This is a genomic window from Kitasatospora sp. NPDC088351 (genome assembly GCF_040685575.1).
Lineage (GTDB): Bacteria > Actinomycetota > Actinomycetes > Streptomycetales > Streptomycetaceae > Kitasatospora.
The window spans coordinates 27757-53978 of sequence record NZ_JBFBIL010000053.1 but is presented as its reverse complement, the minus strand read 5'-3'; the positions used below and the strand labels follow the sequence as shown (position 1 = coordinate 53978).

General features: G+C 72.3%; 18 protein-coding genes. 11 read left to right on the top strand and 7 right to left on the bottom strand.

Annotation, left to right across the window (positions count from 1 at the left end; all coding sequences use genetic code 11):
- Nucleotides 1-175 precede the first annotated feature (175 nt).
- Together AB0P06_RS28955 and AB0P06_RS28950 are read left to right on the top strand one after the other, a co-directional pair.
- On the top strand, nucleotides 176-1246 hold the full coding sequence (locus tag AB0P06_RS28955; protein WP_363612418.1) for a hypothetical protein: 1071 nt from the start codon (nucleotides 176-178) through the stop codon (nucleotides 1244-1246).
- A gap of 564 nt (nucleotides 1247-1810) precedes the next feature.
- Nucleotides 1811-7804 (top strand): hypothetical protein, encoded by a 5994-nt coding sequence (locus tag AB0P06_RS28950; protein ID WP_363612416.1) that lies wholly within the window; start codon nucleotides 1811-1813, stop codon nucleotides 7802-7804.
- Nucleotides 7805-7979: 175 nt separating this feature from the next.
- Here the strand turns inward: AB0P06_RS28950 and AB0P06_RS28945 are convergent, their stop codons facing one another.
- Nucleotides 7980-8375 carry a hypothetical protein gene (locus AB0P06_RS28945; RefSeq protein WP_363612414.1) on the bottom strand — a complete coding sequence of 132 codons (396 nt, stop codon included), beginning with the start codon at nucleotides 8373-8375 and terminating at the stop codon, nucleotides 7980-7982.
- A gap of 197 nt (nucleotides 8376-8572) precedes the next feature.
- On the opposite strand from AB0P06_RS28945, the gene AB0P06_RS28940 reads away from it, so the two are divergent.
- Both AB0P06_RS28940 and AB0P06_RS28935 read left to right on the top strand, forming a co-directional pair.
- Nucleotides 8573-9220 carry a Pr6Pr family membrane protein gene (locus AB0P06_RS28940; RefSeq protein ID WP_363612412.1) on the top strand — a complete coding sequence of 216 codons (648 nt, stop codon included), beginning with the start codon at nucleotides 8573-8575 and terminating at the stop codon, nucleotides 9218-9220.
- A 300-nt stretch (nucleotides 9221-9520) separates the two neighbouring features.
- Complete coding sequence (locus AB0P06_RS28935) at nucleotides 9521-10942, top strand: S41 family peptidase (RefSeq protein ID WP_363612410.1); 1422 nt, start codon at nucleotides 9521-9523, stop codon at nucleotides 10940-10942.
- A gap of 54 nt (nucleotides 10943-10996) precedes the next feature.
- On the opposite strand, the gene AB0P06_RS28930 is transcribed toward AB0P06_RS28935, so the two are convergent.
- On the bottom strand, nucleotides 10997-12604 hold the full coding sequence (locus AB0P06_RS28930; RefSeq protein ID WP_363612407.1) for an ABC-F family ATP-binding cassette domain-containing protein: 1608 nt from the start codon (nucleotides 12602-12604) through the stop codon (nucleotides 10997-10999).
- Nucleotides 12605-13073: 469 nt separating this feature from the next.
- On the opposite strand from AB0P06_RS28930, the gene AB0P06_RS28925 reads away from it, so the two are divergent.
- The 3 genes from AB0P06_RS28925 to AB0P06_RS28915 all read left to right on the top strand — a co-directional run bounded on the left by AB0P06_RS28925 (nucleotide 13074) and on the right by AB0P06_RS28915 (nucleotide 16286).
- A complete protein-coding gene (locus AB0P06_RS28925) occupies nucleotides 13074-14729 on the top strand; it encodes an ABC-F family ATP-binding cassette domain-containing protein (protein WP_363612405.1) in 1656 nt (551 codons plus the stop codon).
- A gap of 143 nt (nucleotides 14730-14872) precedes the next feature.
- Nucleotides 14873-15550 carry a nitroreductase family protein gene (locus AB0P06_RS28920; RefSeq protein WP_363612403.1) on the top strand — a complete coding sequence of 226 codons (678 nt, stop codon included), beginning with the start codon at nucleotides 14873-14875 and terminating at the stop codon, nucleotides 15548-15550.
- Between the two features lie 85 nt (nucleotides 15551-15635).
- Nucleotides 15636-16286 (top strand): GNAT family N-acetyltransferase, encoded by a 651-nt coding sequence (locus AB0P06_RS28915; RefSeq protein WP_363612401.1) that lies wholly within the window; start codon nucleotides 15636-15638, stop codon nucleotides 16284-16286.
- Nucleotides 16287-16324: 38 nt separating this feature from the next.
- Here AB0P06_RS28915 and AB0P06_RS28910 read toward each other — a convergent pair whose 3' ends face one another.
- Complete coding sequence (locus tag AB0P06_RS28910) at nucleotides 16325-17278, bottom strand: aldo/keto reductase (protein ID WP_363612399.1); 954 nt, start codon at nucleotides 17276-17278, stop codon at nucleotides 16325-16327.
- 426 nt (nucleotides 17279-17704) lie between these two features.
- Between AB0P06_RS28910 and AB0P06_RS28905 the strand changes: the two genes are divergently transcribed.
- Together AB0P06_RS28905 and AB0P06_RS28900 are read left to right on the top strand one after the other, a co-directional pair.
- Nucleotides 17705-19228, top strand: a complete 1524-nt coding sequence (locus AB0P06_RS28905) for a carbohydrate binding domain-containing protein (RefSeq protein WP_363612397.1) — start codon at nucleotides 17705-17707, stop codon at nucleotides 19226-19228.
- A 195-nt stretch (nucleotides 19229-19423) separates the two neighbouring features.
- Nucleotides 19424-19954, top strand: a complete 531-nt coding sequence (locus tag AB0P06_RS28900) for a hypothetical protein (RefSeq protein ID WP_363612395.1) — start codon at nucleotides 19424-19426, stop codon at nucleotides 19952-19954.
- 91 nt (nucleotides 19955-20045) lie between these two features.
- On the opposite strand, the gene AB0P06_RS28895 is transcribed toward AB0P06_RS28900, so the two are convergent.
- The 4 genes from AB0P06_RS28895 to AB0P06_RS28880 all read right to left on the bottom strand — a co-directional run bounded on the left by AB0P06_RS28895 (nucleotide 20046) and on the right by AB0P06_RS28880 (nucleotide 24776).
- On the bottom strand, nucleotides 20046-21281 hold the full coding sequence (locus AB0P06_RS28895) for a HEAT repeat domain-containing protein (RefSeq protein ID WP_363612393.1): 1236 nt from the start codon (nucleotides 21279-21281) through the stop codon (nucleotides 20046-20048).
- A 67-nt stretch (nucleotides 21282-21348) separates the two neighbouring features.
- Nucleotides 21349-22449 (bottom strand): hypothetical protein, encoded by a 1101-nt coding sequence (locus AB0P06_RS28890; protein WP_363612391.1) that lies wholly within the window; start codon nucleotides 22447-22449, stop codon nucleotides 21349-21351.
- 112 nt (nucleotides 22450-22561) lie between these two features.
- Nucleotides 22562-23860: a hypothetical protein gene (locus AB0P06_RS28885; protein ID WP_363612389.1), complete on the bottom strand. Its 1299-nt coding sequence runs from the start codon at nucleotides 23858-23860 to the stop codon at nucleotides 22562-22564.
- 172 nt (nucleotides 23861-24032) lie between these two features.
- The gene (locus AB0P06_RS28880) at nucleotides 24033-24776 is read right to left on the bottom strand and encodes a hypothetical protein (protein ID WP_363612387.1); all 744 of its coding nucleotides are present in this window, start codon (nucleotides 24774-24776) and stop codon (nucleotides 24033-24035) included.
- A 358-nt stretch (nucleotides 24777-25134) separates the two neighbouring features.
- Here AB0P06_RS28880 and AB0P06_RS28875 point away from each other — a divergent pair, with 358 nt between their 5' ends.
- Nucleotides 25135-25998 carry a helix-turn-helix transcriptional regulator gene (locus AB0P06_RS28875; protein ID WP_363612385.1) on the top strand — a complete coding sequence of 288 codons (864 nt, stop codon included), beginning with the start codon at nucleotides 25135-25137 and terminating at the stop codon, nucleotides 25996-25998.
- Nucleotides 25995-26183: a DUF397 domain-containing protein gene (locus AB0P06_RS28870; RefSeq protein WP_363612383.1), complete on the top strand. Its 189-nt coding sequence runs from the start codon at nucleotides 25995-25997 to the stop codon at nucleotides 26181-26183. Before AB0P06_RS28875 ends, AB0P06_RS28870 begins: the two co-directional genes overlap by 4 nt.
- Nucleotides 26184-26222: the final 39 nt, after the last annotated feature.

Here is a 26222-nt window from a genome sequence, read left to right as displayed (position 1 = left end):
GGCCGTGCTCGCGCACGGTGCCGGTGTCACCCGCGAAGAAGGCGGATTCTTCACGCGCCTGGCGGCGGGTCTGGCGTCCACCGGCGCTACCGCCCGGGCGGGCCCCCACACGTCACAGCCCAGTGGTCCGCGCGCTACCCCACTGGGCCGATCAAGAGAACAAGAGGAGAAGACATTGACCACGCAGACGGACGAGCCGTCCGGCGGCCCGCTGCGGCAGCTCGACTCTGCTCTCACCCGGCGCGGTTTCACCACCCGGCGGCTGCGCCTGCGGGCGGCGGCCGTGATCGTGGCGATCACGGCCGGGGTCTCGGGGGTTCTGCTCTACAACCTGACCAACGTGCTCGGGCCGGACACGGTGTGCGGTGGCGCGGCAACGGCCGACGACCTGCACGCCGCTCTGGGGCCGGGGCGGATCAGCGAGGAGAAGAGCTCCGGTTATTCGCCGACCGCCTACGACCGGACGAACAGCTGCGTGGCGACGGTCAGCTCCGGGCTGTTCGGCAAGTCCGAGCGGTCGGCGTCGTTCAGCATCGGGTTCAACCAGAACAGCGTCGCCTACCGGCCGGACCCTGACACCCGCCTGTTCTCCGGGGCCTCGGCCGGAGGCGTGACACCGGACAGGGCGTGGGCGCTGCTACCGGAGGGCTGCACGAAGGGCCTGTTCACGGACATCAACGTCGGCAAGGGCAGCCTGGACGGCGACCGTGCCGAAGGGGCCGCCCGGATGGCCGTGGCATACGCGAACCTGGTCGCCAAGGACAAGAACTGCGGGGACGGGAAGATGCCGGCGCCGGAGAACCTGTCCGCCACGGGCTCGCCCCAGCCCGTCGACCCCGGCGGTATCTGCGGCCTGCCCGGCATGGCCCCGGCCATGAACCCCGGTATCAAGGACAGGTACCGCCAACAGGCGACCACCGCCTTCGGCCCGGTCTGGTCCTGCAGCATCAGCGACCCGAGCGACCAGAACACGCTCGCGTCCTTCACGATCACCACCGATGCACGGGTCACCGGCCTCGACCCGGAAGAGGCCCGCTCCGAGGCCTACGGGCGCTCGCGGTTCATCACGGCGCCGGGTGAGAACGTCGTCGCCACCTGCCAGGGAGAGGCGACGTACTTCCACCTCGAGCGGAGCTACGACCCGAGCGTGAGCGGCAGCGGGCTCTTCGCGGACGGCAAGGACCTCTGGAAGCAGTTCCTCACCGCCGGCGGCAAGGCGATCGGCTGCGAACCGATCATCCCGTAAGCAGAAACGGATCCACGGGCCCGCCCGGGCAGCACGCCCGGGCGGGCCCGTCGCGTTGTCGTCGGCCCAGTCCTCCATGAACGAGCGGCGAGGCCGCCCCCGTGTCGCCCTGTGCGGCGAACTCCGGTGGTCATTCAGCACCTTCCGGCTTCTGTCGCGGTATCCCGCGAAGCACGTTTCGCACTCGATGCAACCGCCCTCCGCTGAGCCACTCCGCGGCCCGTTCGGCGACTGGGGTCGATATCACCTTCCGAAGGGGGGCAGCGCGAAGGCGCGCCGGTCCCTTCGTGACAAATACCCCCACCTCCGAAGCAAGGTTGCGAAGGGGACTCAAGTATGTGGTGGATGCTTGAAGTTGCGATGTTTGTCCTGTTACGTTCCCAAGCGCCGGGCACCACCGGAATGCTCCTTATGTCGCGGTACAGGCCACCTCGTGTGCCGCTGTTCGTCGTGCGCGACGGCGTGTGAACCACCATTGACCGCGCCGACTCGGGGCTGGACCGGCTCGTAGCTCAGTCAACTGAAGACTCGTTCTTGCAAAGACAACCCTCTGAGGGGGAAACGGTGTCACACCGGATAGCCGCCGCGTGGGCGGGGGCACGTCGTAGTGGCGTGCTGGCCCTAGTGGCCGCGTTCGCCATGCTGGCGGGACTGATCGGGCCGGCGGTGGTCGCGGGTGCGGCCGGTAACGCGGTCCTCAGCATCTCGATCCAGCCCGTCGACTCCCTCACCGGGCAGCCGCAGACGGACGCCTCCTACGGGGCGCACAACGACCAGCTCGCCTACAGGGTGGCGTACTCCTGTGCGGCCGCCGACTGTGCGGGCACCACCGTGCAGTTGTCTCCGGCGCCACCGAATCCCTACGGGCTGGCGACCGAACCGATCCTGAGGTACGCGAACTGGACGGCCCCGGCCGGGGTGTCGGGCGCGACGATCAGCGGCACGGCCACCACGGGCATCACGGTCAAGCTCGGTGACCTGTCCGCCGGTACGTCGGGCACGTTCCTGGTCGTCTTCAGCATCCTCGCGGACGAGACCTACACCACGCCCCGGCCGGCCCAGTACTACCCGTCCGGGTTCCAGATCCCGATGTCGGCCACCATGGCCGCGACCAGTGCCACCGGGCAGGCCAAGGCCGACGCGCAGCCGGTGACCTGGACGAGCAGGGTGCCGGAGCCGGGCATCGTCCAGACGAGTCCGGGATCGGTGAAGCCCGGTGTGAACGTCACGTGGTCGGTGTACATGGGGTCCGGTTCGTTCCCGCGCACCTCTGGCAGCCGCATCGCGGGGACGTCGGAGTGGGTCGCGGCGGGCAGTTACACCGTGACGGAGAAGCTGGATCCGCGGGCGACGTACGTGTCGAGTACGGGCGGCGGCGTGTACGACGCGGCGACGCACAGCGTGACGTGGTCGCTCGGCACGAAGGATGCCCCGGACGCGAACGCTTCGGGCGGTTGGGGTACCACCAGCACCAGCGGCTGGGTCACGCGCGGCCCGTACTACCCGCGTGCGGTCACGGTGAACTACCCGGCGGCCAAGTTCACTTCCGATCCGGGCGGTTGCAACTTCGAGGAAACCGTCACGCACGACTCCAGCGTATCGCTCACCTACCTGGACGCGGCCCGCACCACCAAGAACGCCTCGCACCAGATGACGCACACCGTTTCGTGCTACGACCCGTTCGCCCGGGCCGACATGACGAAGGACAGCACCAACAACGCCGGCAACGGGAACACCCGGCTGGTGAACGTTCCGCCGGACGTGACCGGGCTGACCTGCCCGGCCGGCGGCCGTGACGACTGGAACCGCACCTGCACCCCGGGCGCGGCCCTCGCCCCCTTCGCGGACAACTCCTTCAACTGGGTCGTGACGGCGCGCAACCAGTCGAACGTCGCCGGTGTCGCGGTGATCGAGGACGACACTCTCGACCAGGCGGACGCGCGGGTCAACAGGATCACGACGACGGCCACGACGCCGGCGGCCACGGTCGAGTGGACGCTCAGCGACGGTCAGACGGGGACGTCGAGCGGGTCTGCCACCGCCCCCGCCGGCACCTGGTTCACCAAGGCGAAGGTCACGAGCGGCTCCATCGCGCCGCCGAACGTCCGGCCCAGTGACAACGGTTCCGTCGCGTTCAACGTCAACTTCTCCTACACGGTGACGAAGACCGCCCCGATCGGTGAGCAGCGCACCAACACGGCGAAGGCGACGATGTCCTGGCCGGACAGCGGGCTGTCGCCGATGGGCCTGGGCCCGGTCTCCCGCACGATCCAGTTCCGCGAGACCCCGAAGACGACGGTGAAGCCCGCTTTCACCGCGGCCTTCGCCGCGCCCGCCGCGGTCGAGGGCGGTGGCAACGCCGTGCCGGGCAAGAACACGACCTTCAGTGTGAACGGGACGACGTCGAACGTTCCGGCCGATGCGCAGATCACGCCGCAGTACGTGTTCATCGCGCCCGTGGGCTGGACGATCAACAAGGGTTCGGCGGCGTTTCCGCCGAACAGTGTCCCGGCGGGTGTGACGTTCGAGTACACGACGAAGACGATCGGCGGTGTCGCCCGCGAGGCCGTGGTGGCGACGTGGCCGAACACGGTCTCCTTCGGTGCGAACGGGACCTGGCCGACGATGACGGTGGTCGCCAAGCCGACCTTCGCGGTCACGGCCGGCACGACGAGCGTGGCGACGGCGTGGGCGGGCGACTCCCGGAACACCTGGGACAACACCCAGGCCACGTACACGGGCGCTGTGCAGGACGGGCAGCCCGCGCAGTGGTTCTCCAGCGTGAACCAGAACGTGCTCGTCTCGGCGGCCGACGCCCTGAGCGCGGTCAAGGAGATCTGCCGACCGACGCCGGGCGCCGCTGACGGCTGCACCTGGCTGTCCGACCCGGACGAGTTGGTCGGTGTCTCGCCGACGGCGACGGACATCAAGTACCGGATCACGCTGAAGAACACCGGCAACACGACGCTGGGCAACGTGGTCGCGTACGACGTGCTGCCGTACGTCGGTGACAAGGGCACCAGTGCGGGCACGGCGAACGTGCCGCGTGGGAGCACCTTCGAGGAGGCGCTGGCCAGTGTTTCCGATGTGTCCGGGAATCTGGCGCTGTCCTACTCGGCGTCGACGAACCCGAAGCGTGACGAGGTGTATCCGTCCGCGCCGGGTGCGGTGGACGACTGGGGTCCGGATGTGTCGGGCAGGAAGGCGATCCGCGCAGCCGTTCAGGGCTCGCTCGCGCCCGGCCAGTCGGCGGGCTTCACGTACGCGGCTTCCGTCAACCCGGGGTCGGAGGCGGACGCGCGGGCCTGCAACTCGGTGGCCATGAGGAGCGGGCAGACGCTGGCGGCCGAGCCGCGTCCGGTGTGTGCCACCACGCAGGAGGCCGACCTGAGCGTGGCCGTGCCGGACCGCCTGCCGCTGCAGGCGGGCCGTCCCGGTGTCGTGCCGTTCACGGTGAAGAACGGCGGTGGCTCACAGGCGTCCCCGGCGACGGTGACGGTCTCGGTGCCGGCCGGTCTGACGGTGACGAGCCTGAAGCCGCAGGGCTGGGCGTGCACCGCCCCGCCGGAGAACGCGCCGTACGAGGGGCCGCTGTCGCTGACGTGCACGCCGGTCGACGGCGATGCTCCGGCCAAGCTGCAAAAGGGGGCCGACGTTGCGCTCGACATCCCGGTGGTGCCCTCGATGGCGGGCAAGGTCTGCGTGAAGGCGTCGATCACCGGGCCGATGCACGACCCGGATCCGTCCAACAACGAGGCGACGGGCTGCACGGCGGTGGAGGAGGCGACGGCCGGGCTTTCGCTCACCAAGACCGACGGGCTGACCTCGGTCGCCCCGGGCCAGGAGTACACCTACACCCTGGACGTGGTGAACCTGCTGCCCTCCGAGAAGATCAAGGGTGCGATGCTGACGGACCCCCTGCCCGCGGGCGTGGCGTTCGTCTCGGCGACCGACGGCGGCCAGATCAGCGGCCAGGGCGACCAGGACGCTTACGGCAACCGGCCCGGCGGCGTGGTGACGTGGGCGCTGGGCGACCTCGGCGGTGCGGCGGTCGCGTCCCCCGAGGGGGACAGGACCGACGGCGGCACGGACACCACCGCGAGTGTGAAGGTGACCGTGCGGGTGCTGCCCGGTGCCCAGGGCGATGTGGTCAACACCGCGGCGGTGACGGCCCCCGACCCGGCCGACGGGAGCGCGAAGCTGAGCGCGGAGGCGAGTGACACCGACGGGCTGCGTTCGCTCGCCGTCACCAAGGCGTCGGACGCCAAGGCGGCCGGTGTGAGCGAGGGCGACACGGTGACGTACACGGTGACGGTGAAGAACACCGGCACCGCCGACTACACCGACGCCGACCCGGCAGTCGTGACCGACGACCTGGCGGGCGTGCTCGACGACGCCGGCTTCGTCAACGGCTCGGCCTCCGTCACGGTCGACGGCGGTTCCGCGACCAGGGTCGACGACCCGCAGACCGGTCTGCTGACGTGGAAGGGCGCGCTGAAGGCGGGCTCCACCGCGACGCTCACCTACAAGGTGACCGTCAAGGACGGGGGTGACCACGCGCTGGTCAACACCGTCTACGGCGGGCTCGGCGGGGCGGTGTGCGACAGCGCGACCGGCCGGGACGGCAGCGGTGTGCCGTGCGCCGTGACCAGCGACGGCTTCACCGCGGAGCTGACCAAGTCGGTTCGCTCGGCAAGCCAGGGCGACGACGGCCGTTGGACGGTCGAGTACGCGATCGGCGTGGTCAACCCGAGCCCCGGGCACACGGTGACCTACGGCCTCGCCGACGACCTGCGCTTCGGTGAGGGCATCGATGTGGTCGACGCGAAGGTGACCACCGTGCCGGAGGGCGTGGCTGCGGCCGATGCGTGGCACGGCTCGGGCGCTGTCGCGTCCGCGGTCGAACTTCCGGGTGGCAAGTCCCACGAGTGGGTCGTGACCGTCACGGCGGACGCGCACGGTACTGCCGGGACGCAGCCCGGGCAGTGCGTCGACGGTTCGGCCGGCGGCTTCGCGAACCGGGCCACGCTGGCCCTCGCGGGTGATGTGCAGCGGACCGCCGACGCCTGTGCGGCACCGGTCAAGCCGACGGTCACCAAGGCCGTCGACGGGGCGCCGAAGCAGAACGAGGACGGCAGTTGGGACATCGCCTACCTGATCGTCGTCAGCAACGACGCCCGGACTCCGGCCGGCGGGCTGAGCTACGGGCTGCAGGACAGGTTCGCGTTCCCCAAGGGCGTGGAGGTGAAGGAGGTGACCGCCACCGCCACGGGTGACGGTGCCGCGGTGAACCCGAGGTTCAACGGTGGCCTCGACAACATGGGCGGCGAGGCTCTCACGCCTGATGCCGTCCTGCTCACCGGGAACGACCGGGTACCGGCGGCGACCGACGAGGGGCCGGGTACGCGTGCGTACCGGGTGACCGTCACGGCGACTGCCGACCGCGCCGAGCTGAGCGCGCAGGACGCGAAGTGCTCGACGGACGGCGGTCAGGGCTACGGCAACCTCGTCGCCCTGACCTCGACGGACGCGGTGGTCGGGAAGGACAGTGCCTGCGCGGACATCGCCCTGCCCGAGGTGCGGTTCACGAAGTCGGTGGACAAGGCGGGGCCGGTGCGTGCCGGTGACGTCCTGACCTACACGATCACGGCCAAGAACACCGGTGGCGCGGACTTCCTCGCGGGCGACCCGGCCGCGATCGAGGACGACATGACCGATGTCCTCAAGCACGCGACCTACCGGAACGACGCCGACCCGAGTGCGGGGAAGGCTGAGGTCGACGGTTCGCGTCTGGTGTGGACCGCGCCGATCAAGAAGGGTGGGACGGCGACGCTCACCTACTCGGTGGTGATCGGCGAGGTCACCGAGAAGGGCACCCGGATCAGCAACGGTGTCTCGGTCGTCGGTTCCGCGCCCAGCGGCGACCCGCAGTCCTGCCCGACGGACTCGTCCGTGGAGGCGGGGAGGGCGTGCGTCGTGACGACGGAGCTGGAGCAGGAGCCCGAGCCGACGCCGACGCCGACGCCGACGAGTTCGCCTTCGCCGACGGTCTCGCCGTCCCCGACGGTGGAGCCCTCGCCGACGGCCTCCCCCACCGCCACGGGTTCCCCGTCTCCGACGGCCTCCCCCACCGCCACGGGTTCCCCGTCTCCGACGGCCTCCCCCACCGCCACGGGTTCGCCCTCGCCGACGGCCTCCCCCACCGCCACGGGTTCCCCGTCTCCGACGGCCTCCCCGTCCGCGTCGGGTTCGCCCTCGCCGACGGCCTCCCCGTCTGCCACGGGGTCTCCGTCGCCGGAGCCGTCGTCCTCGGAGTCGGCCGGTCCCGGGCCGACGCCCGACCCGTCGTCCTCGCCGGATCCGTCGTCTCCGGTTCCGCAGCAACCGATGCCGGGAACGCCCCCGACCTCGGGTGTGGCGCCGGAGACCAAGCCGGGCGGGAACCTGGCCGCGACCGGTACGAACATCGCGGTCGCCATCGGGCTCGCGCTCCTCGCGCTGCTCAGTGGTGCGGCCCTGGTGTTCGCCAGGAAGCGGGCAGCGCGCGGTAGGTCCTGACGCGCGAACCGGGTGCAAGGCGCCCGGAGCGTGATCGGCCCGGCGTGAGTGAGTCGAGGTGAAACTCGCCCCACTCACGCCGGGCCTTCGCTTTCACCGCCCGGCGCGGGCCGGCCACCGTCTGACGTCTCACGGCGCCCGGGCGGGCGGCACCGTGGCCAGGCCCGCACCGAGGTCAGGCCGGCTCGGCCGGCTCCGGGGAGGCGGTCAGGGTGCGGCGGAGCACGGCGAGGGTGGTGGCGATGGCCGGCAGGGCGGCGACGACCGCGGCGTTGCGGACGAGTTCGGCGAGGTCGCGCGGCGGCCGCCAGTAGTAGGGCGGGGCGGGCATGACCGTCCAGGGGAGGACGGCCAGGGCCACGCCGGCGGAGCGCAGCCGGTCGGGGCGGCGGGCGGCGGAGTGGACGAAGAAGGCGGTCGCCATCACCAGGGCGGGCCAGGCCGACGACACGTCGAGCAGCCGCTGGAGGCCGGCCGAGAAGACGGGTTCGGAGTAGTCGTCCGGCCCGGCCCACGGCCAGAGGAGGACGAGTGCGCTCATCGGCAGCGCGAGGGCGAGAGCGGCGATCACCGTCTCGGCGCGGCCGTGGGCGGACCGGTCGACGCCGTCGGGCGGGGCGATGATCGTCCTGCCCGAGCAGCCGGGCGGCCGGGGGAGTCCGCAGTGACGATTCTTCCGTCCCGCCCCTACCAGCGAGTAGAGTGCGGCGTTCCCCCGCCCCGACCGTCCGATACCTCCCGTATCGCCTCGAACGAACTGGTGACCGTATGTCAGTCTGGATCCGCCCGGCGCTCTGGTGGCGCCTGGGCATCGTGCTCTCGGCGGGCCTCGGCCTGATCCTCCAGACCGCGCCGCTGGTGTACTTCACCATCCAGAGCAACGTGATCGTGCTCGGCTACTTCGCCGGCGCGGCGTACTGGATGGTCAAGCGCGGCACCGTGGACGCCCCCGCGCCCCGGCTGCGCGGGGCCGCCACCCTGTACATCCTGATCACCGGGCTGGTCTCGCACATCCTGCTGGAGCACGGTGCCAATCCGCTGCCCGGACTCTTCGACGGGCCGGACAAGCTCCAGCACTGGTCGTCGTTCTTCCTGCACTACGTCACGCCGGTGATGGTGATCGCCGACTGGCTGACGCTGAAGCCCCGCAACGCCTCCGCCTGGCGCGACATACCGCTCTGGCTGGCCTTCCCGCTCGGGTACGCGGCGATCGTGCTGGTCCGCAACGCGCTGTTCTCCAACTACCCGATGCCGTACCCGTACTTCTTCTTCGACCCGACGACCGAGGGCTACGGCTATGTCTGGGGCCAGATCGCCCTGCTGACCGTGGAGTTCGTGGTCCTCGCGGCGGCGGTGGTCGGGCTGGACCGGCTGGGCACCCTGGTCTCGGGAAAGCTCAGGCCCGCCCGGGCCTGACACGCCGTGGCAGGCCGAAGGGCCGGTTGTCGATCCTCCTCAGGTCCCGTTCCGCTCCTCCCCCGGTCCGCCCCGGGCCGCACCCCGCTCCGTCCTGGGACGGGCCCGGGCGACCGGCGGGACCACCACAGAGGTGGACGACCGGTCGGCCACCCGGCCCGTAGCGTCGACGGCAGGCGGCGGAGGGGTTCCGCGGGGGAGGCCTGGGGACGGTCGTGGGGACCGTGCGGGCCCGCTCACCCGTGTGCGGGCCCGGCAGGATCCCACCCGACCGGACCGACAGAGACGGCGGAGGCCGACATGCGGTTCAGGGGTACGGCACGGGCGGCGGGGGTCACAGCGGTGGCGCTCGCGGTGACGATCGGAGTGACGACGGGGGTGGCGGGCACCGCGCTCGCCGCGCCGGCGAGCGGGGCGCAGCCGGCCGCGAACCGGCTGGAGGGCGCCTGGCGGTCGGACGGGTACGGAATGGTCCTGACGATCGACCACGGACGGCTGACGACCTACAGCGTGACCTCGGGCAGCTGCGTCCCGGGGTTCTTCACGGCGGGGCAGGTCGGTAGCCCCGGGCGCGACGGGGCGACCCGTTACGGACGCGGGGCGACGGCCGACATAACCGTCACGCCACAGGGCCGCGACCGGGCCGCGTTGAAGGCCGACGACTCGGCCGGCAGCACGCACCTGGAGCGGCTGCCGGGGCTGCCCGCGCTGTGCACCACACCGGCGCCCGGGGACCCGCTGTCCGTCTTCGACCGGTTCTGGGAGACGTTCGAGGAGAACTACCCGTTCTTCGCCGCCAAGGGCATCGACTGGCACGCCGTCCGGGACCAGTACCGGCCCCAGATCGGCCCGCAGACCACCGACGACGACCTCCAGCGAATCTTCACCGCCATGATGGAGCCGTTGCACGACGCGCACACCAGCCTCGCCCGCGATCTCCACGGGGTCTTCTTCGGCCTGCGGCCGGGCACTCAGGAGGAGACCCCGGAGCTTGCCAAGCGGGCCGGGAAGGCCGTCGCGGCGCAACTGGTCGGGCCGGAGCGGATGTTCGGCGGGGGCAAGCTCGGGGTCGGCGAACTCCCGGGCGGTATCGGCTATCTGCGCGTCGGCAGCTTCGACGACTATGTCGAGGACGGCAGCTACCAGCAGCAGGCGGCCGAGCTGGACCGGGCTCTGGACGCTCTCCTGGCCGGCTCGGCCGGGCTGCGCGGACTGGTGATCGACGTCCGGCTGAACGGCGGTGGCTCGGACGAACTCGGGCTGCGGATCGCCGCCCGGCTCACCGACCGCCCGTATCCGGCGTACACCAAGCGGGCCCGGAACGACCCGGCCGACCCGAGCCGCTTCACCCGGCCGCAGCCGATCACCGTGCGCCCGGCGGCGGCTCCGCGCTTCACCGGGCCGGTCGCCCTGCTGACCGCCGGCACCACGGTCAGCGCGGGCGAGACGTTCACCATGGCGCTGATGGAGCGCAGCCCGCGGGTGACCAGGATCGGCGAGAACACCCAGGGCGTCTTCTCCGACGTCATGATCCGGCTGCTGTCGGCGCACTGGGCGGTGGGTCTGCCGAACGAGGAGTTCCTGACCCGCGACGGACGCACCTTCGACGGGCCGGGCATCCCCCCGCAGGTGCCCACGCCGGTGTTCACCGAGAAGGAGCTGGACACCCTCAAGGACTCGGCGCTGACCACTGCCCGCCGGCTCCTCGGTGGCGACCGCTGAGGAGCCGGGGGGCCCGCGGGCCTGGCCTCGCATCGGCCCCTCGGCGTCCGCCTCTCACATCGGCTCCACCGCCCGCAGTTCGCCGTCCAGCTCCAGCCACCGGGTGAGGCCGAGGCCACGCAGGAACGGCAGGTCGTGGCTGGCCACGATCAGCGCGCCCTGGTAGGCGGCGAGCGCCTGGGTGAGCTGGCGGACGCTGGCCAGGTCCAGGTTGTTGGTCGGCTCGTCGAGCAGCAACAGCTGCGGCGGCGGGTCGGCCAGCAGCAGGGCGGCCAGTGCGGCCCGGAAGCGCTCGCCGCCGGAGAGGGTGGCGGCGGGCTGGTCGGCCCGGCCGCCGCGGAACAGGAAACGGGCCAGCCGGGCCCGGATCGCGTTGTCCCCCGCCGACGGGGCGAACAGCTTGACGTTCCCCGCGACGGTGAGCCGGTCGTCCAGCAGGTCGAGCCGCTGCGGCAGGTGGCGCAGCGGCACCGGGGTGGTGATCTCCCCCTCCAGCGGGGCGAGTTCACCGGCGATGGCGCGCAGCAGGGTGGTCTTGCCGGAGCCGTTGCGGCCGACCAGGGCGATCCGTTCGGGGCCGCGCAGGTCGAGGTCGGCGGTGGTGCCGTAGGGCAGCCGGACCTTCTGCAGGGTGAGCACGGTGCGGCCGGCCGGGACGGCGGTGCGGGGCAGGTCGATCCGGATCTCGGCGTCGTCGCGGACGGCCTCCTCGGCGGTGGTGAGGCGCTGCTTGGCCTCCTCCAGGCGCTCGGTGTGCATGCCCTGGAGCCGGCCCGCCGTCTCCTGGCCCTGGCGTTTCAGCTTGCCGGCGAAGATGTGCGGGTCGTTGCGGGTGACCGAGCGCTTCTTGCCGTAGCTGGCGCTGCGCTCCAGCCTGCTCCGGGCCTCGACCAGGTCCCTCTTCTGGCGCTGGACGTCGGCCTCGGCGTTGCGCAGCAGCCGCTCGGCCGTCTCCTGCTGGGCGGCGACGGTGCGCTCGTACTCGGCGAAGTTTCCGCCGTACCAGGTGACTTCGCCGTCCCGCAGGTCGGCGATCTGGTCGACGTGCTGGAGCAGTTCGCGGTCGTGGCTGACGATCAGCATGACCCCGCTCCAGCCGGCCACCGTCTCGTAGAGCCGCTCGCGGGCGGCGCGGTCGAGGTTGTTGGTGGGTTCGTCGAGCAGCAGGACGTCGGGGCGGCGCAGCAGCAGGGCGGCCAGCCGCAGCAGGACGGCCTCGCCGCCGGAGAGCTCGCCGGTGGTGCGGTCGAGGCCGAGGCGGTGCAGGCCGAGCCGGTCGAGGGTGGCGCGGGCGCGCTCCTCGACGTCCCAGTCGTCGCCGACGGCGTCGAAGTGCCGCTGGCCGGTGTCGCCGGACTCGATCGCGTGCAGGGCCTCGCGGACGGCCCGGATGCCGAGCGCCTCATCGACCCGCAGCGCCGTGTCGAGCGTCAACCCCTGGGGCAGGTAGCCGAGTTCGCCGCCGACCCGGACGGTGCCGGCGGTGGGGGTGAGCTCGCCGGCGATGAGCCGCAGCAGCGTGGACTTGCCGGCGCCGTTGAGCCCGATCAGCCCCGTCCGGCCGGGGCCGACGGCGAGGTGGAAGCCGTCGAGGACGGTCTTGCCGTCGGGCCATTCGAAGGCGAGGTCGGTGCAGAGGACGGAGGTGGTGGATGGTGCCATGGACGGCCTCCCGGATGGTTGCCTGACGTGATGAGGGGGAGCAACACGGGAGACACCGCGGGTGCGGCGGGAGCGGGAGCGCCGGGCCGGGCCTGGCGGGGCCGGATCGGGCCTGGCCGGGTCGGAGCGCCGGAAACGAACGGCGGCGGGGCCTGCTCACCACTGAGGTCGCACACTCGCGCACCACGCACAGCAGGGCTGCGGCACGGCGGGGGCGGTGTCTCGGGACCTCAGTAGAGCAACGGCCTTCTCCTGTTCTGGCGGGTGGCGGAGCTCACGCTACGGAGGCCCGGACGGCCCCGCAACCGGTTTTCCGGCCCTGCCCCCATGGCCCGGCCCGTCCCCCCGAACACCCGGCCCGGACACCCGGCCCGATGGCACCCCGGGCCCGCGGCATCCCGCCGCGGGCCCGGGGGCGCTCCGGCGGCTTTCCGCCCCCGGCCCCGCTGCTCCTAGAATCGGGAGCATCATGAGCGCCACACTCGTAGTCAAGGACCTCAGCGCCGGCCACGGCGACCGCACCCTCTTCTCCGGCCTGGACCTGGTCGTCGCCCCCGGCGACGTGATCGGCCTGGTCGGGGTGAACGGCGCCGGGAAGTCGACCCTGCTGCGGCTGCTCGCCGGGCTGGACACCCCCGAGGGCGGCACGCTGCGACTCAGCCCGGCCGGCGCCAGCATCGGCCACCTGCCGCAGGAGCCGGAGCGCCGCGAGGGCGAGTCCGTCCGGGACTTCCTGGCCCGCCGCACCGGCGTCGCGGCCGCGCAGGCGGCGCTGGACGAGGCCACCGAGGGCCTGGTCGAGAGCCGCCCGGGCGCCGACGACGCGTACGCGACGAGCCTGGACCGCTGGCTGGACCTCGGCGGCGCCGACCTGGAGGAGCGGGCCGAGGAGGTCGCCGAGTCGCTCGGGCTGAAGGTCTCGCTGGACCTGCCGATGACCGCGCTCTCCGGCGGCCAGGCCGCCCGGGCCGGTCTGGCCTCGCTGCTGCTCTCCCGCTACGACGTCTTCCTCCTCGACGAGCCCACCAACGACCTCGACCTGGACGGCCTGGAGCGGCTGGAGGCCTTCGTCAAGGGCCTGCGCGCGGGCACCGTGCTGATCAGCCACGACCGCGAGTTCCTGGCCCGCACGGTGACCAGGGTGCTGGAGCTGGACCTCACCCAGCAGCAGGTCAACGTGTACGGCGGCGGCTACGAGGCGTACCTGGAGGAGCGCGCGGTGGCCCGTCGGCACGCCCGCGAGGAGTTCGAGGAGTACGCCGACACCAAGGCCGGCCTGGAGGCCCGGGCGCGGATGCAGCGCGGCTGGATGGAGCACGGCGTGCGCAACGCCCGCCGCAAGGCGAGCGACAACGACAAGATCGGGCGCGCGGTGCGCGCCGAGTCCACCGAGAAGCAAGCGTCCAAGGCCCGGCAGACCCAGCGGATGATCGAGCGGCTGGACGTGGTCGAGGAGCCGCGCAAGGAGTGGGAGCTGCGGATGGAGATCACCACCGCGCCGCGCTCCGGCTCGGTGGTCGCCACCCTGCGCGGGGCCACCACCCGCCGCGGCGACTTCGCCTTCGGCCCGGTGGACCTCCAGATCGACTGGGCCGACCGGGTCGCCATCACCGGCGCCAACGGCGCGGGCAAGTCCACGCTGCTGGCCGCCCTGCTCGGCCGGCTCGAACTCGACGGCGGCAGCGCCGTCCTGGGCTCCGGCGTGGTCGTCGGCGAGGTGGACCAGGCGCGCGGTCACATCTTCAAGAACGAGCACAGCCTCGGCGGGGCGCCGCTGGCGGAGGCGTTCGCGGCCGCCGTACCGGAGTTGACGCCGGAGGAGGTGCGCACCCTGCTGGCCAAGTTCGGCCTCAAGGCGGCGCACGTGCTGCGCCCGGCCGGCACCCTCTCCCCCGGCGAGCGCACCCGCGCCGCGCTGGCGCTGCTGCAGGCGCGCGGGGTGAACCTGCTGGTGCTGGACGAGCCCACCAACCACCTGGACCTGCCCGCCATCGAGCAACTGGAGTCCGCGCTGGCCTCGTACACCGGCACGCTGCTGCTGGTCACGCACGACCGGCGGATGCTGGACACCGTCGTGGTGAACCGGCGGATCGAGGTCAGCGGCGGTCGCGTCCGGGAGAGCTGAACCCCTGCGGACGGTCGGGGGGCGAGTGGGGCGGACGGTCGGGGCGGGCGGTCGGGGCGGGCGGACGCATCCGTGGTCCAGACCTGACCCCTTCCCCTGACCGTCCGTCATGTGCTCTGCTGTCGACCATGGTTGAGAGCCCCATGGTTGACAGCACGGCGGCGGCCGGCGCCTCGTACCCGAGCGTCCCGCTCCGCCCGATGACGGTGCCCGCCCACGAGGCCGAGGCGCGCAGCAAGTCCTTCCACGACGTGATGGACCAGCGCAGGACCGTCCGCGACTACTCCACCCGCCCGATCCCGGACGGCGTCGTCGAGTGGGCGGTCCGCACCGCGAACACCGCGCCCAGCGGCGCCCACGTCCAGCCCTGGCGTTTCGTGGTGATCACCGACCCGGAGCGCAAACGGCGGCTGCGCGCGGCCGCCGAGGCCGAGGAGCGCGAGTTCTACGCGCACCGGGCCTCCGAGGAGTGGCTGGCCGCGCTGGCGCCGATCGGCACCGACTGGGAGAAGCCGTTCCTGGAGGACGCGCCCGCCGTGATCGTCGTCTTCGAGGTGCACAAGGGCCCGCACTCGCCTCGGCCGTACTACACCAAGGAGTCGGTCGGCATCGCGGTCGGACTGCTGCTCGCGAGCCTGCACCAGGCCGGGCTGGCCACGCTCACCCACACCCCGAGCCCGATGAAGTTCCTGAACGAGGTGTGCGAGCGGCCGGCCGAGGAGCGGGCCGCGTACGTGATCCCGGTCGGGTACCCGGCGGACGGGGCGCGCGTGCCCGACCTGCGGCGCAAGGATCTCGACGAGGTGCTGGTGCGCCTCTGACGCGCCCGTCGCGCGCTCCGACGCTCCCGGCGCCCGCCCCGAAACTCGGTGGTCCCCGGTCTGGGCCGCCGACATAATCGCTGTCATGGGTCACGTCATGCCACGGTCCTGCAAGGAAGCGCCCGAGCCGGGGCCGCGCGCCACCGTGCGGGGCGAGACCCCGCGTGCCGGGGCGCCGGGCGAGGTCACCGCCGGCCGGCCGCCGGAGCTGCTGCGGCTGGCCGGCGGTGTCTCCCTGCACCGCCGCTGTGCCTGGCACGCCACCGCGCTCAACGCCGCCGTCCGCGCCAACCTCGACCATCTGCGGCCCTGGATGGAGTGGGCGGCCGAGGCGCCCACCCGCGCGCAGACCGGCCGGCTGACCGCGGCCGGAGCCGCCGCCTGGGACGCCGGCACCGACTTCATCTACCTCGCCGGGCTGGACGCCAGGCCCGGCAGCGTCATCGGCGCGTTCGGCCTGCACGGCCGGATCGGGCCGGGCGCGCTGGAGATCGGCTACTGGGTGAGCGCCGAGCACGTGGGCCGCGGCATCGCCACCGCCGCCGCCCGGGCGCTCACCGAGACCGCCCTCGCCCTGCCCGGCATCGAGCGGGTGGAGATCCGCTGCGACCAGGCGAACGGCCCCAGCGCCGCCGTCCCGCGCAAGCTCGGCTACCGCCTGGACCGGGTGGCCGACACCGCGGTCAGGGCACCCGGCGAGACCGGGCGGCAGCTGGTCTGGATCAAGGAGCGCTGAGCGCCCGGCGGCGGCCGGCGGGTGCCGTTCGGAACCGCTCAGTACCGCCCGCCGGTCGGCGCGGGCAGGGCGTCCAGCTCGGCCAGGTCGGCCGCGCCGAGCACCACCTCGGCCGCCGCCGCGTTGTCCGCCAGGTAGCGGGGCGTCTTGGTGCCCGGGATCGGGAAGACGTACCGGCCCTGCGCCAGCACCCAGGCCAGCGCCACCTGCGCGGGCGTCGCCCCGACCCGCGCGGCGACCTCCTTCACCTTCCCGACGAGCGCCAGGTTGGCCGCCAGCGCCTCCTGCTGGAAGCGCGGCAGCGTCCGGCGGAAGTCGTCGGCGGGCAGTTCGTCCACCGAGGAGATCCGCCCGGTCAGGAAGCCCCGGCCGAGCGGCGAGAACGGCAGGAAGGCGATGCCCTGCTCCTCGGTGTACGGCAGCACCTCGGCCAGCGCGTCGCGCGTCCACAGCGACAGCTCCGACTGCACGGACGCCACCGGGTGCACCGCCTGCGCCCGCCTGATCTGCTCGACGCTCACCTCGGAGAGCCCGATCCGGCGCGCCTTGCCCGCCGCGACCGTCTCGGCGAGCGCGCCCCAGGTCTCCTCGATCGGCACCTGCGGATCCACCCGGTGCAGCTGGTACAGATCCACGTGGTCGGTGCCGAGCCGGCGCAGGCTCTCGTCGATCGCCCGCCGCACGTGCTCCGGCCGCCCGTCGTTCGCCACCCGCGTGTCGGTGCCCGGGACGAGGCCCACCTTGGTGGCGAGCACCGCGCGCTCCCGGTAGGGGCCGGCCAGGGCGGTGCCGACCACCTCCTCGTTGTTGTACGGGCCGTAGATGTCGGCGGTGTCGATCAGGGTGACACCGAGATCCAGCGCCTCCCTGATCACCCGGACCGAGACCTCGTCGTCGCGGTCGCGCAGGTCGTAGGCCCAGGTCATCCCCATGCAGCCGAGGCCGACCACCCCGACCTCGGGGCCCTCGGTTCCGAGCGTGGCGGTACGCATCGCGGTTCTCCTTCGTGTCGGGATTCGTCGGGATCCGTCGGGATCCGGTGTCACCGGGACCAACGGGAACCAGCCTTCACCTTCGAGCGCACTCAAGGTCAAGTGCGGCACACCCGAACGGTGCGGCGCCCGGGCCGGCGCCCGCCTCGACCACACCCGCGGCCGCCCGGTGAGCCGACGGTGTGGAACCCGAGCGGCCGCCAGGATGAGAGCACTCTTAAACCATGCACAAGCCGGGCTGTGGCGCGCCTTGATGTCCCGGAAATGCTTGACGTGCACAGCTGGTCTAGTCCAGTTTGATGCTCAGTACCGCGCACCTCCCCCGCATCCGGACACCCCGCCCCCAGCCCGCCGCCGCCCGCCCGCGCACCCCGGTCCTTTTCTGCGCCCGTGGTCGGCGGGGCACCGTCCCCGAGAGGCACCCCCATGCCACGCGCGCCCCAGCACGCCCCCGTCCAGCACGCGCCCGCCCAGCACCGCCGCCCCGCCGGCCGCGCCAAGCTGCTCAGCCTCGCCGCCGCCGTCGCCCTGGCCGCGGGCGGGCTCGCCGCCCTCGCCGGCAACGCCGGTGCGGCCGACGGCAACCTGCTCGCCAACGCCGGCTTCGAGAGCGGCTCGCTCGGCCCGTGGAGCTGTTCCGCCACCACCGGCAGCATCGTCAACACCGGTGCGCACAACGGCTCGTACGCACTCAAGGGCGCCGCGGGCAGCAGCGACACCGCGCAGTGCGGCCAGAGCGTCACCGTGCAGCCCAACACCACGTACACGCTCAGCGCCTGGGTGCAGGGCCAGTACGTCTACCTCGGCGCGACCGGCAGCGGGGTCACCGACCCGGCCGTCTGGACGCCCGGTGGGGCCGCCTGGCAGCAGCTGTCCACCACGTTCACCACCGGACCGGCCACCACCAGCGTCACGGTGTACCTGCACGGCTGGTACGGGCAGGGCTCCTACCTCGCCGACGACGTCTCGCTGACCGGGCCCGGCGGCGGCAACCCGTCCACCCCGCCGCCCACGTCGGGCACCCCGACGACCACCGCCACGCCCACCGGCCCCGGCACCCCGCCGCCGAACGTGGCCGTCCCGGTGGCCCCGTACATCGACATGGGCGCCTGGCCGACCCCGTCGATGCCCGCGATGGCCAAGTCCGGCAACCTCAAGTCCTTCACGATGGGCTTCGTCACCGGCGTCGGCTGCAAGGCCAGCTGGTTCAACGCCTATGACCCGCGCACCGGTTGGGCCAAGGACCAGGTGGACGCGCTGCGCGCGGCCGGTGGCGACGTCAAGGTCTCCTTCGGCGGCGCCAGCGGCACCGAACTCGCCGCCGCCTGCACCACGGTGGACTCGCTGTTCGCCGAGTACGACGCCGTGGTGAAGGCCTACAACCTGCGCTACGTCGACTTCGACATCGAGGGCGCGGCGATCGCCGACACCGCCTCCAACACCCGCCGGTCCGCCGCGCTGGCCAGGTTGCAGCAGGCCAACCCCGGTCTCAAGGTCTCCTTCACCCTGCCGGTGCTGCCCGAGGGCCTCACCGCCGACGGCGTCGCCATCGTCAAGTCCGCCCGGGACGCGGGCGTGGACGTCAACCTGGTGAACGTCATGGCCATGGACTACTACCGCACCGGCGCCGACTACGGCGACGCGGCCGTCCAGGCCGCCCAGTCGCTCTACGGCCAGCTCAAGACCCTCTACCCGGCGAAGAGCGATGCCCAGCTCTGGGCGATGGTCGGCGTCACCCCGATGATCGGGGAGAACGACGACCACCAGATCTACAACCAGGCGGACGCCCAGCAGCTGGTCTCCTTCGCCCAGCAGCACCACCTCGGCGTGCTCGCCTTCTGGGACGCCACCCGGGACGCCAACGCCTGCACCGGCGCGCTGTTCAAGTGCACCAACATCCCGCAGCAGCCCTACGAGTTCGCGAAGCTCTTCGCCCAGTACGGCGGCTGACCAGGTCTGACGCGGGCGCCGGCGGCTCGGGGAGCCGTCGGCACCCGCACGTCCGGGCCGCCGATGCACGTGCCCGGCAAGGGCATCACCACCAGCGTCCGCCGCCGTCTGGACGCCCTCGGCGCCACCGTGGTTGGCATATTCCATTCGTAAACTCTTGTTACCGCAAGGAGGTTGGAAACTAAAGTTGTCGCCATGAAGCCGACCGAAGCCACCTCCGCCGAACTCGCCTCTCTCGACCGGGCCCTCCAGGACGCCCTCACCCCGCTCGCCACGGCCCTGCGCGCCCGGGCGACCGGGCTCACCGAGGACCGCATGTGGAACGCGGACCCGATCGAGGTCACCCTGTCCGTCCTCGCCGCCTGGAAGGTGGTGGACACGGAGGTCGAACGGCTGACGGCGATCGCCGCGCGGACCGCCGGCTCCTACGGCGCGAACTACGAGCAGCTCGGGGCCGCCTGGGGCATCACCCGGCAGGGCGCCCGCAAGAAGTGGCCCGACGCCGTCGAGAGGCCGGCCGCGAAGTCGGACCGGGCTACCGTCGAACTGTTCGGCGGGAAGGCCGAGTTGTCCCGCGATCCGGCATCGGGCCACTGGCGGTGGACCGCCCGCGGCGCCGACGGGACGGCCGGCACGACCGACAGCGGCACCTCCTGGGCCACCAAGGAGGAGGCCGCCGCCCACGCCGGCGCCTTCCTGAACGAGCACGCCACCGGCCGACGCTGATCCCCCGGGCCCCCGCGCTCCGGCGAGCCGCGGAGTGGGAAGTCGGCCGGTCCGACATCCCACTCCCGGGATGCGGCCCCCGCCGCCCCGGCTACTCCGCCGCCATCCCCGCGTAGGCGCGCAGCGCCGGGCGGTCCTGTGGCAGCCCCCAGGCGCCCAGGATCTCCAGGAAGTTCACCCACCGCCACGTCTCGCTGTCGAGCGAGGCCAGGACGCGGAGCAGGCGCTGCTGCCGCTCCCCCAGCTCCGCGAACGCCGGGATCACCGCCGGACGTTGCGGGCCGAAGGCCAGGCGCAGGGCGGCCGCGGTGATCGCGAAGGCGGCGGGGCCCGAGGTGGCGGCCAGGCCGGTCGTCACGGCGTCCAGGGCCTCGGCCGGGTAGTGGTCGGCCAGCAGGGTGAGGCCGGCCGCGGCGTAGCCGCGCAGGTCGCCGTCGTGGAACGGGATGTCCGGCGCGCCCGGCTCCGGCGGGTCGGTCTCGGCGGCGGCGAGTTCGGCGAGCACGCCGGCTTCGGCAGAGCCCAGGCGGGCCAGGGCGGTTGCCGCCGCCCACCGCACCGCCCGGTCCTCGGTGGCGAGGAACGGCCGCAGGCGCTCGACGAGTTCGGCATCGCCCAGCAGCCCCGCCGCGACCAGGGCCGTCGCCAGGACGGCCGGGACCGGCTCCCGGTCGAGCAGCCGGAGCAAGCGCGGCAGCGTGGGCGCGGCCTCTTCGGGGAACCAGGCCAGGAGGTACGCCGTCGCCGCCCGGACCGCCGGATCGCCGTCGTCCAGCAGTGCGCGAAGGCCCGGCACCTCCGCCCGGACCGCGTCGTAGACGCCCAACTCGGTCTCCAGGTACCGAAGCTGATCGTCGAAGTCGAACGCCTCACGCCGGATCTCGCGGACCCGGCGCTCGCCCTCCCCAGCCGCCTCCGCGACCCACGCGTCGTACTCGGCGCGGATCCGCGCGGGCCCCTTCGCCCTGAACTCCGCCGTCTCCCGCCGACACCCCGCCACGTCGACGCCGCCCGGCAGGTGCGCCTCGTCGTACCCGATGGCCAGCGACGCGAGCAGCCCCAGTACCTCGGGCCGCCCGGGCAGCGACGCGTCGGCGGCCATCCGCGCCAGGAACGGCACCGCCACGGCCGACGCCTGGTAGCGGCTCCCCTGGTGGAAGATGTTGCCGTACAGGTCGATCAGCGCCTTCTCCCGCCCGTCCTCGTCGGCCCCGCAGAGGGCCCGCAACTGTCCCGGTACGTCGTCCGCAGCGCCGTAGGCGTGCCCCAGGGCCGCCCAGTCGATGGTGTCCAGCCCGGCCAGCGGGTCGTTCGTGTCAGTCGTCACGAGCGGCAATGTGCCACACGGCACCGACACCCGGGCAGCCGAGGTGCGGTGGCCCGGTCATCGCCCCTCAGCGCAGGTGGGCCAGCACGGTGAGGTCCCAGTCGAAGCCGACCAGCAGCCGGCCGTCCGGTGCCAGGGCCAGCGCTCCCACGGACATCGGGACGTCCAGGGCCTCGCCGATCTGCTCGCGGGTGGCCAGGTCCCAGGTCCGTACCTCGTACCAGCCGCCGGTGACGGCGACCTGGCGGCCGTCGAGGGTCGCGGTCACCACGGTGGTGGCGAGGCCGGTGAGCGGCGTGCCGAGCTGACGGCGCGTGGTCAGGTCCCAGACCCGGACGGCTTCAGGACCGGCGGTGACGGCGATCGGGCGGCCGTCGAGCCGGGTGGTCGCCACCGAGGTCACCCGGCCGGTGTGACCGGTGAGGGGCTCGCCGAGGGGCCGGCGCGTGGTCAGGTCCCAGAGCCGAACCGTGCCGTCCTCGCCGCCGGTGACGGCCACCCGGCGGCCGTCCAGCGCCGTCGTCGCCACGGACAGCACCTCGCCGGTGTGGCCGGCGAGCGACTGCCCGACCTGTCGGCGGGTGGCGAGGTCCCGCACGCGCGCCGTTCCGTCCTCGCCGCAGATCACGACCACCGGGCGGCCGTCGAGCCGGGTGGTCGCCACCGAGGTCACCCGGCCGGCGGGGCTGATCAGCGGTTCACCGATCTGCGCGCCGGTCACCAGGTCCCAGACCCGTACGGTCGCGTCCTCGCCGCCGGTGACGGCGACCGGCCGGCCGGCCAGCACCGTCGTCGCCACCGTGGACACCCGGTCGGTGTGGCCGACGAGAGGTCCGCCCAGCGGATGCCCCGTGTCCAGATCCCACACGCGGACCGCCTCCTCCTGCCAGCCGCAGGTGACGGCGAACCGGCGGCCGTACGCCGTGGCCGCCGCCACCGCCGTCACCTCACCGGTGTGCGCGGCGAAGGCCAGCCGGAGGCGGCGCTCGACCGGGGAGGCGGTGGCGTCGGCCCGGTCGAGCGCCTCCCCCGCCGGGGCCGATGGACCCCACGCACCCCGTCCGCCCTGGGCCCGGGCTCCGCGCACCCGCGCTCTCATCTCCTCCAACCACCCGCCACCGGCGCCCCCGCCGGTCCGGTCGGCGTCGTGCGGCACAGTGTCAGGCATGGGCTCACCCTAGAACTTCTCCGTTGGACGTCGTCGCACGGGCCCGGTGCCACGGTGCGGAGACCCGTCCGGCGCGGTGGTGGACGGCCGGCCTCGGGGTGGGTCGGGCCGGTCAGCCCTGGGGCTTGTTCCGCCGGTTCTTCAGCATCAGGGCGCGCGAGAACTGGTCGTCGGCCGTCGTCGTCCCCTGGGGGAAGTTGGCGCTCATCAGCTTCTGGTAGGCATCGGGCCGGAACTCGGCCATGAGGAGCCAGCCGCTGCGGACGTAGGTGGTGGGCCCGCTGTTCCCTGCGCCGTCGGCGCCGTCGATGCGCCCCGCGTAGTGGCCGGGCTCCTTGCTCATCACGTCCACGAAGGTGTTCGCGAGCGGGGCGAGCATGGCCGGGGTGATGCCGTACCGGCCGGACAGGTAGGCCCGGTAGAGGCCCGCGCAGTCCAGGCTGCCGTGGTTGTTGTCCTCCTTGCCGTTGGTCGAAGGGGCGTATCCCCAGTCGTAGGCGGTCTTGCCGGCGCCGTCGGTGTACTTGCGCGCCTGCGAGAAGAACCAGTCGATGCTGGCCTGCACCAGGTCGTCGTACCGGTTGACCCGCTTCGGGTCGTCGCCCAGGAGCTGGTGCGCGATCGCGAGGTTCTGGAAGGCGTAGTCGAACATCATCTGCTGGTTCCACGGCACCGGCTGGCCGCCCTTGTAGGGCGAGTCCGCCGCGAAGTACTGGCGGTTCCCCTTGGAGACGTCCAGCAGCCGGGCCAGGATGTGCCGGTCGACGGCGGTGTCGGCCTCCGCGACGAACCGCTTGGCCCGGTCGAGGTAGGTGGCGCCGTACCCGTGGGGGTCGCCGCTGGTCACGGGCTTCTGCCAGATGCCGGGCGTCCGCAGGATGAGCCGGGCGCAGTTGGCGAGGTGCCCCACCGGGTCGCCCTGCTCGCCACCGGTGCCGATGGGCTTGGCCGTGACGTCGTTGGGCCACGCGGGATCGACCTTGCCGGTCCAGAGCACGTGCTGTCCGACCGGGCGGGCCGCCAGGTCGTTGCGCTCGGAGAGGACGGTGTCGCAGAAGCCGATCATCCGGTCGAGGATCGCCCGGTCCGCGGAGACCTCGTACACCAGGCCCATCGCCTTGGTGGACTCACCGCTGTGCCCCTGGGCCCACTGGTTGCCGATGTTGTCGGCGGCCGGCGTGAGCGTCTGAATGTAGGACTTGTACGACTTGATCTCGTCTGCGGTGACCGGGCCGTCCAGGCTGCTGAACTTCAGGACCGGGCGGGCGTTTCGCGCCGACGCCGCCACGGCCGACGTCGCCCCGGTGCCCTCGTGCCCGGATGCCACGCCTCCGATCGCGATCACGCCGGCGCTCAGGCAGACCAGTGTCGTGCTTCCGAGCAGGATCTTCGTGGGTTTCCTCGGCGCCATTGCGGACCTCCTGGGGAGCGGTCAGGGCACTGACCGTGGTGAGCCGTTGTCCGGAGCGCGCCGTACGCGCGGGCGTCCGAACCGGCCGGCCCGGAGGGCCGACACCTGGGTTGACGGCCCTCGCACCGGCCCGGGTTCACCCGACCGGCTTGCGGTCCGGCGTCCCGCTGACTCAGTGTTCGGCCGCGTTGCGGAACTTCACGGCGAGGTCGGCGGCGTCGTGAATATCCGTGATGCCCAGCAGAACGAGGGCTCCGGACGTCGAGGCGTCGTCCCAGGCGCAGATGGTGTTCGCGCCCTTGCCGCCGCACTGCATCTGCCCGCCGAGGGGGCCAGGGTCGACGGTCTGCGGGCGGTCGACCCTGGCCCCGGCGAAGAAGTTCTGGAGAGCCCAGGAGGACGAATGCGTGGCCTTCTCGTGGGCGAGTCCGGGGCTCCACTCGTTCGTGGCGGCGGTCAGCACGACCTGCGGGTGGGTGTCGTCCGGCGAGCTCGCGTAGAACCAGCTGCGATGCGACGGGTCATTCGCCATCCGCGCCTCCAGCTGTGCGGCGTTCTCCCCGACGAGCAGGTGGTAGTCCCCGACGGAGGCCGGCGCGACGACCGTGCGGTCGGTGGGGCCGGAGGACGCGGCGGAGTCACGGAAGTCGTTCCCGGAGGCCTTCACACCTATCGCGGTCGTCCCGACGGCGGCGAGTGCGCCCATCACGGTCAGGACGATGTTCGTACGCCTCCGGCGCAGCCCGGCGATCCGGGTGGCGTCCTCGGGGGTCCGGGGCGGCTGCTGGTCGACCACGCCGCGCCATTCGCCGGTCGCCTTCCAGAGGAAGAGCAGTCCGAGCGCACCCACGATGGCGTATCCGGCGTACTGCCCGTACTGGTAGGCATGTGACTCGACGTCGATCGACAGAAGCATGGGCCGGATCGTACCGGCGCGGCCCCGCTCGCGATCTCGCCGGGCTGCCCACGGGAAGGCACCGCAGCGATCTCCGGACTCCGCCCGTGATCCGCCCGGAGGAGGCGGCGGGGCACGCGGCCTGAGCGGATTGGGAAGTCGGAGGGCCCGACTTCCCAATCCGCGCTGAGGGGGTGGCGTGGAGTCGCGATGTCGAGGGGAATTCCGGACTTCATGAGACATAGCGCGGCGGGTGGGGCGTACCCTGACCATGCATCCGGCGAGTACTGAGAGTGCTTGTGCGGATGCGTACGGTTTCCTGCCGGTGGGTGCGGGATTAACCGATCACACACACGGTGAGCAGGACGGGGTGGTTGCTGTGGCGGACGACGAGCGCGTGGTGTTCGAGGACGACGAGCTGTCCGACGAGGTGTCGGAGTTCTTCAGCGCGGTGGGCAAGCAGCTGAAGCTGTTCCGGGAGCAGGCCGGACTGACGCAGCGGGAGTTCGCGCGCCGCGCCGGGTACAGCGAGAACATGATCGGATCGGTCGAACGGGGACGGCGGACCCCGAGAGTCGAGCTGCTGGAGGCCGCCGACGAACTCCTCGGAGCTCGTGGGGCGTTGAAAATCGTGGCGGAAGACGTCATGAAGGCGAAGGCGAAGATGCGCCTCACGAACCCCGCGTTCTCGAAGGCCTTCACGAAGGAGGAGTCGCAGGCGGTCGAGATCCACGGGTACAGCACACTACTTGTCCCAGGCCTCCTCCAGACCGAAGCTCATGCCCGGGCCCTGTATCAAATGCGTAGGCCGTGGCTGACCGAAGGGGAGGTGGAACAGTGGGTGGCCGCCCGCATGGAGAGGCAGGAGATCCTGAATCGCTCTCCGCTCCCGGTGTTGAGCTGGGTGCTCGATGAGAGCGTGCTGCAGAGGCCCCTGGGTGGCTGGGATGTGCACCTCGAACAGCTGAGGCGGCTGGTCGCGATCGGGCGGATGTGGGGCGTGGAACTCCAGGTGATGCCCTTGGACAGGACGGAACAAGCCGGAATGGGCGGTCCGTTCACGCTGCTCACTCCGTCCGGACGACCGCAGATCGCGTACGTGGAAGTGCAGCACGTCAACAGGTTGATCACGGACTCGGAAGAAGTCCGTAGGATGGCCGCACGGTACAGCAGCATCAGGGCCCAGGCGCTCACTCCGCAGGAGTCCCTGACCCTGATCGAGAAGATGCTGGGAGAACGATGAGCACCGAGCTCGCATGGTTCAAGAGCAGCTACAGCAGCAACGAGGGCGCCGAGTGCATCGAGGTTGCCGACGCGACCGAAGCCATCCTCGTCCGTGACTCCAAAAACAAGAGCGGACCGCAGCTGGCCTTCGAGCCGGCCTCGTGGAAGGCGTTCGTGGAGTTCGCGGCCGCTACCGAGATCTGAGCTCCCCAACGGCCCGTCGCTAGGCAGCGGCGGGCCGTT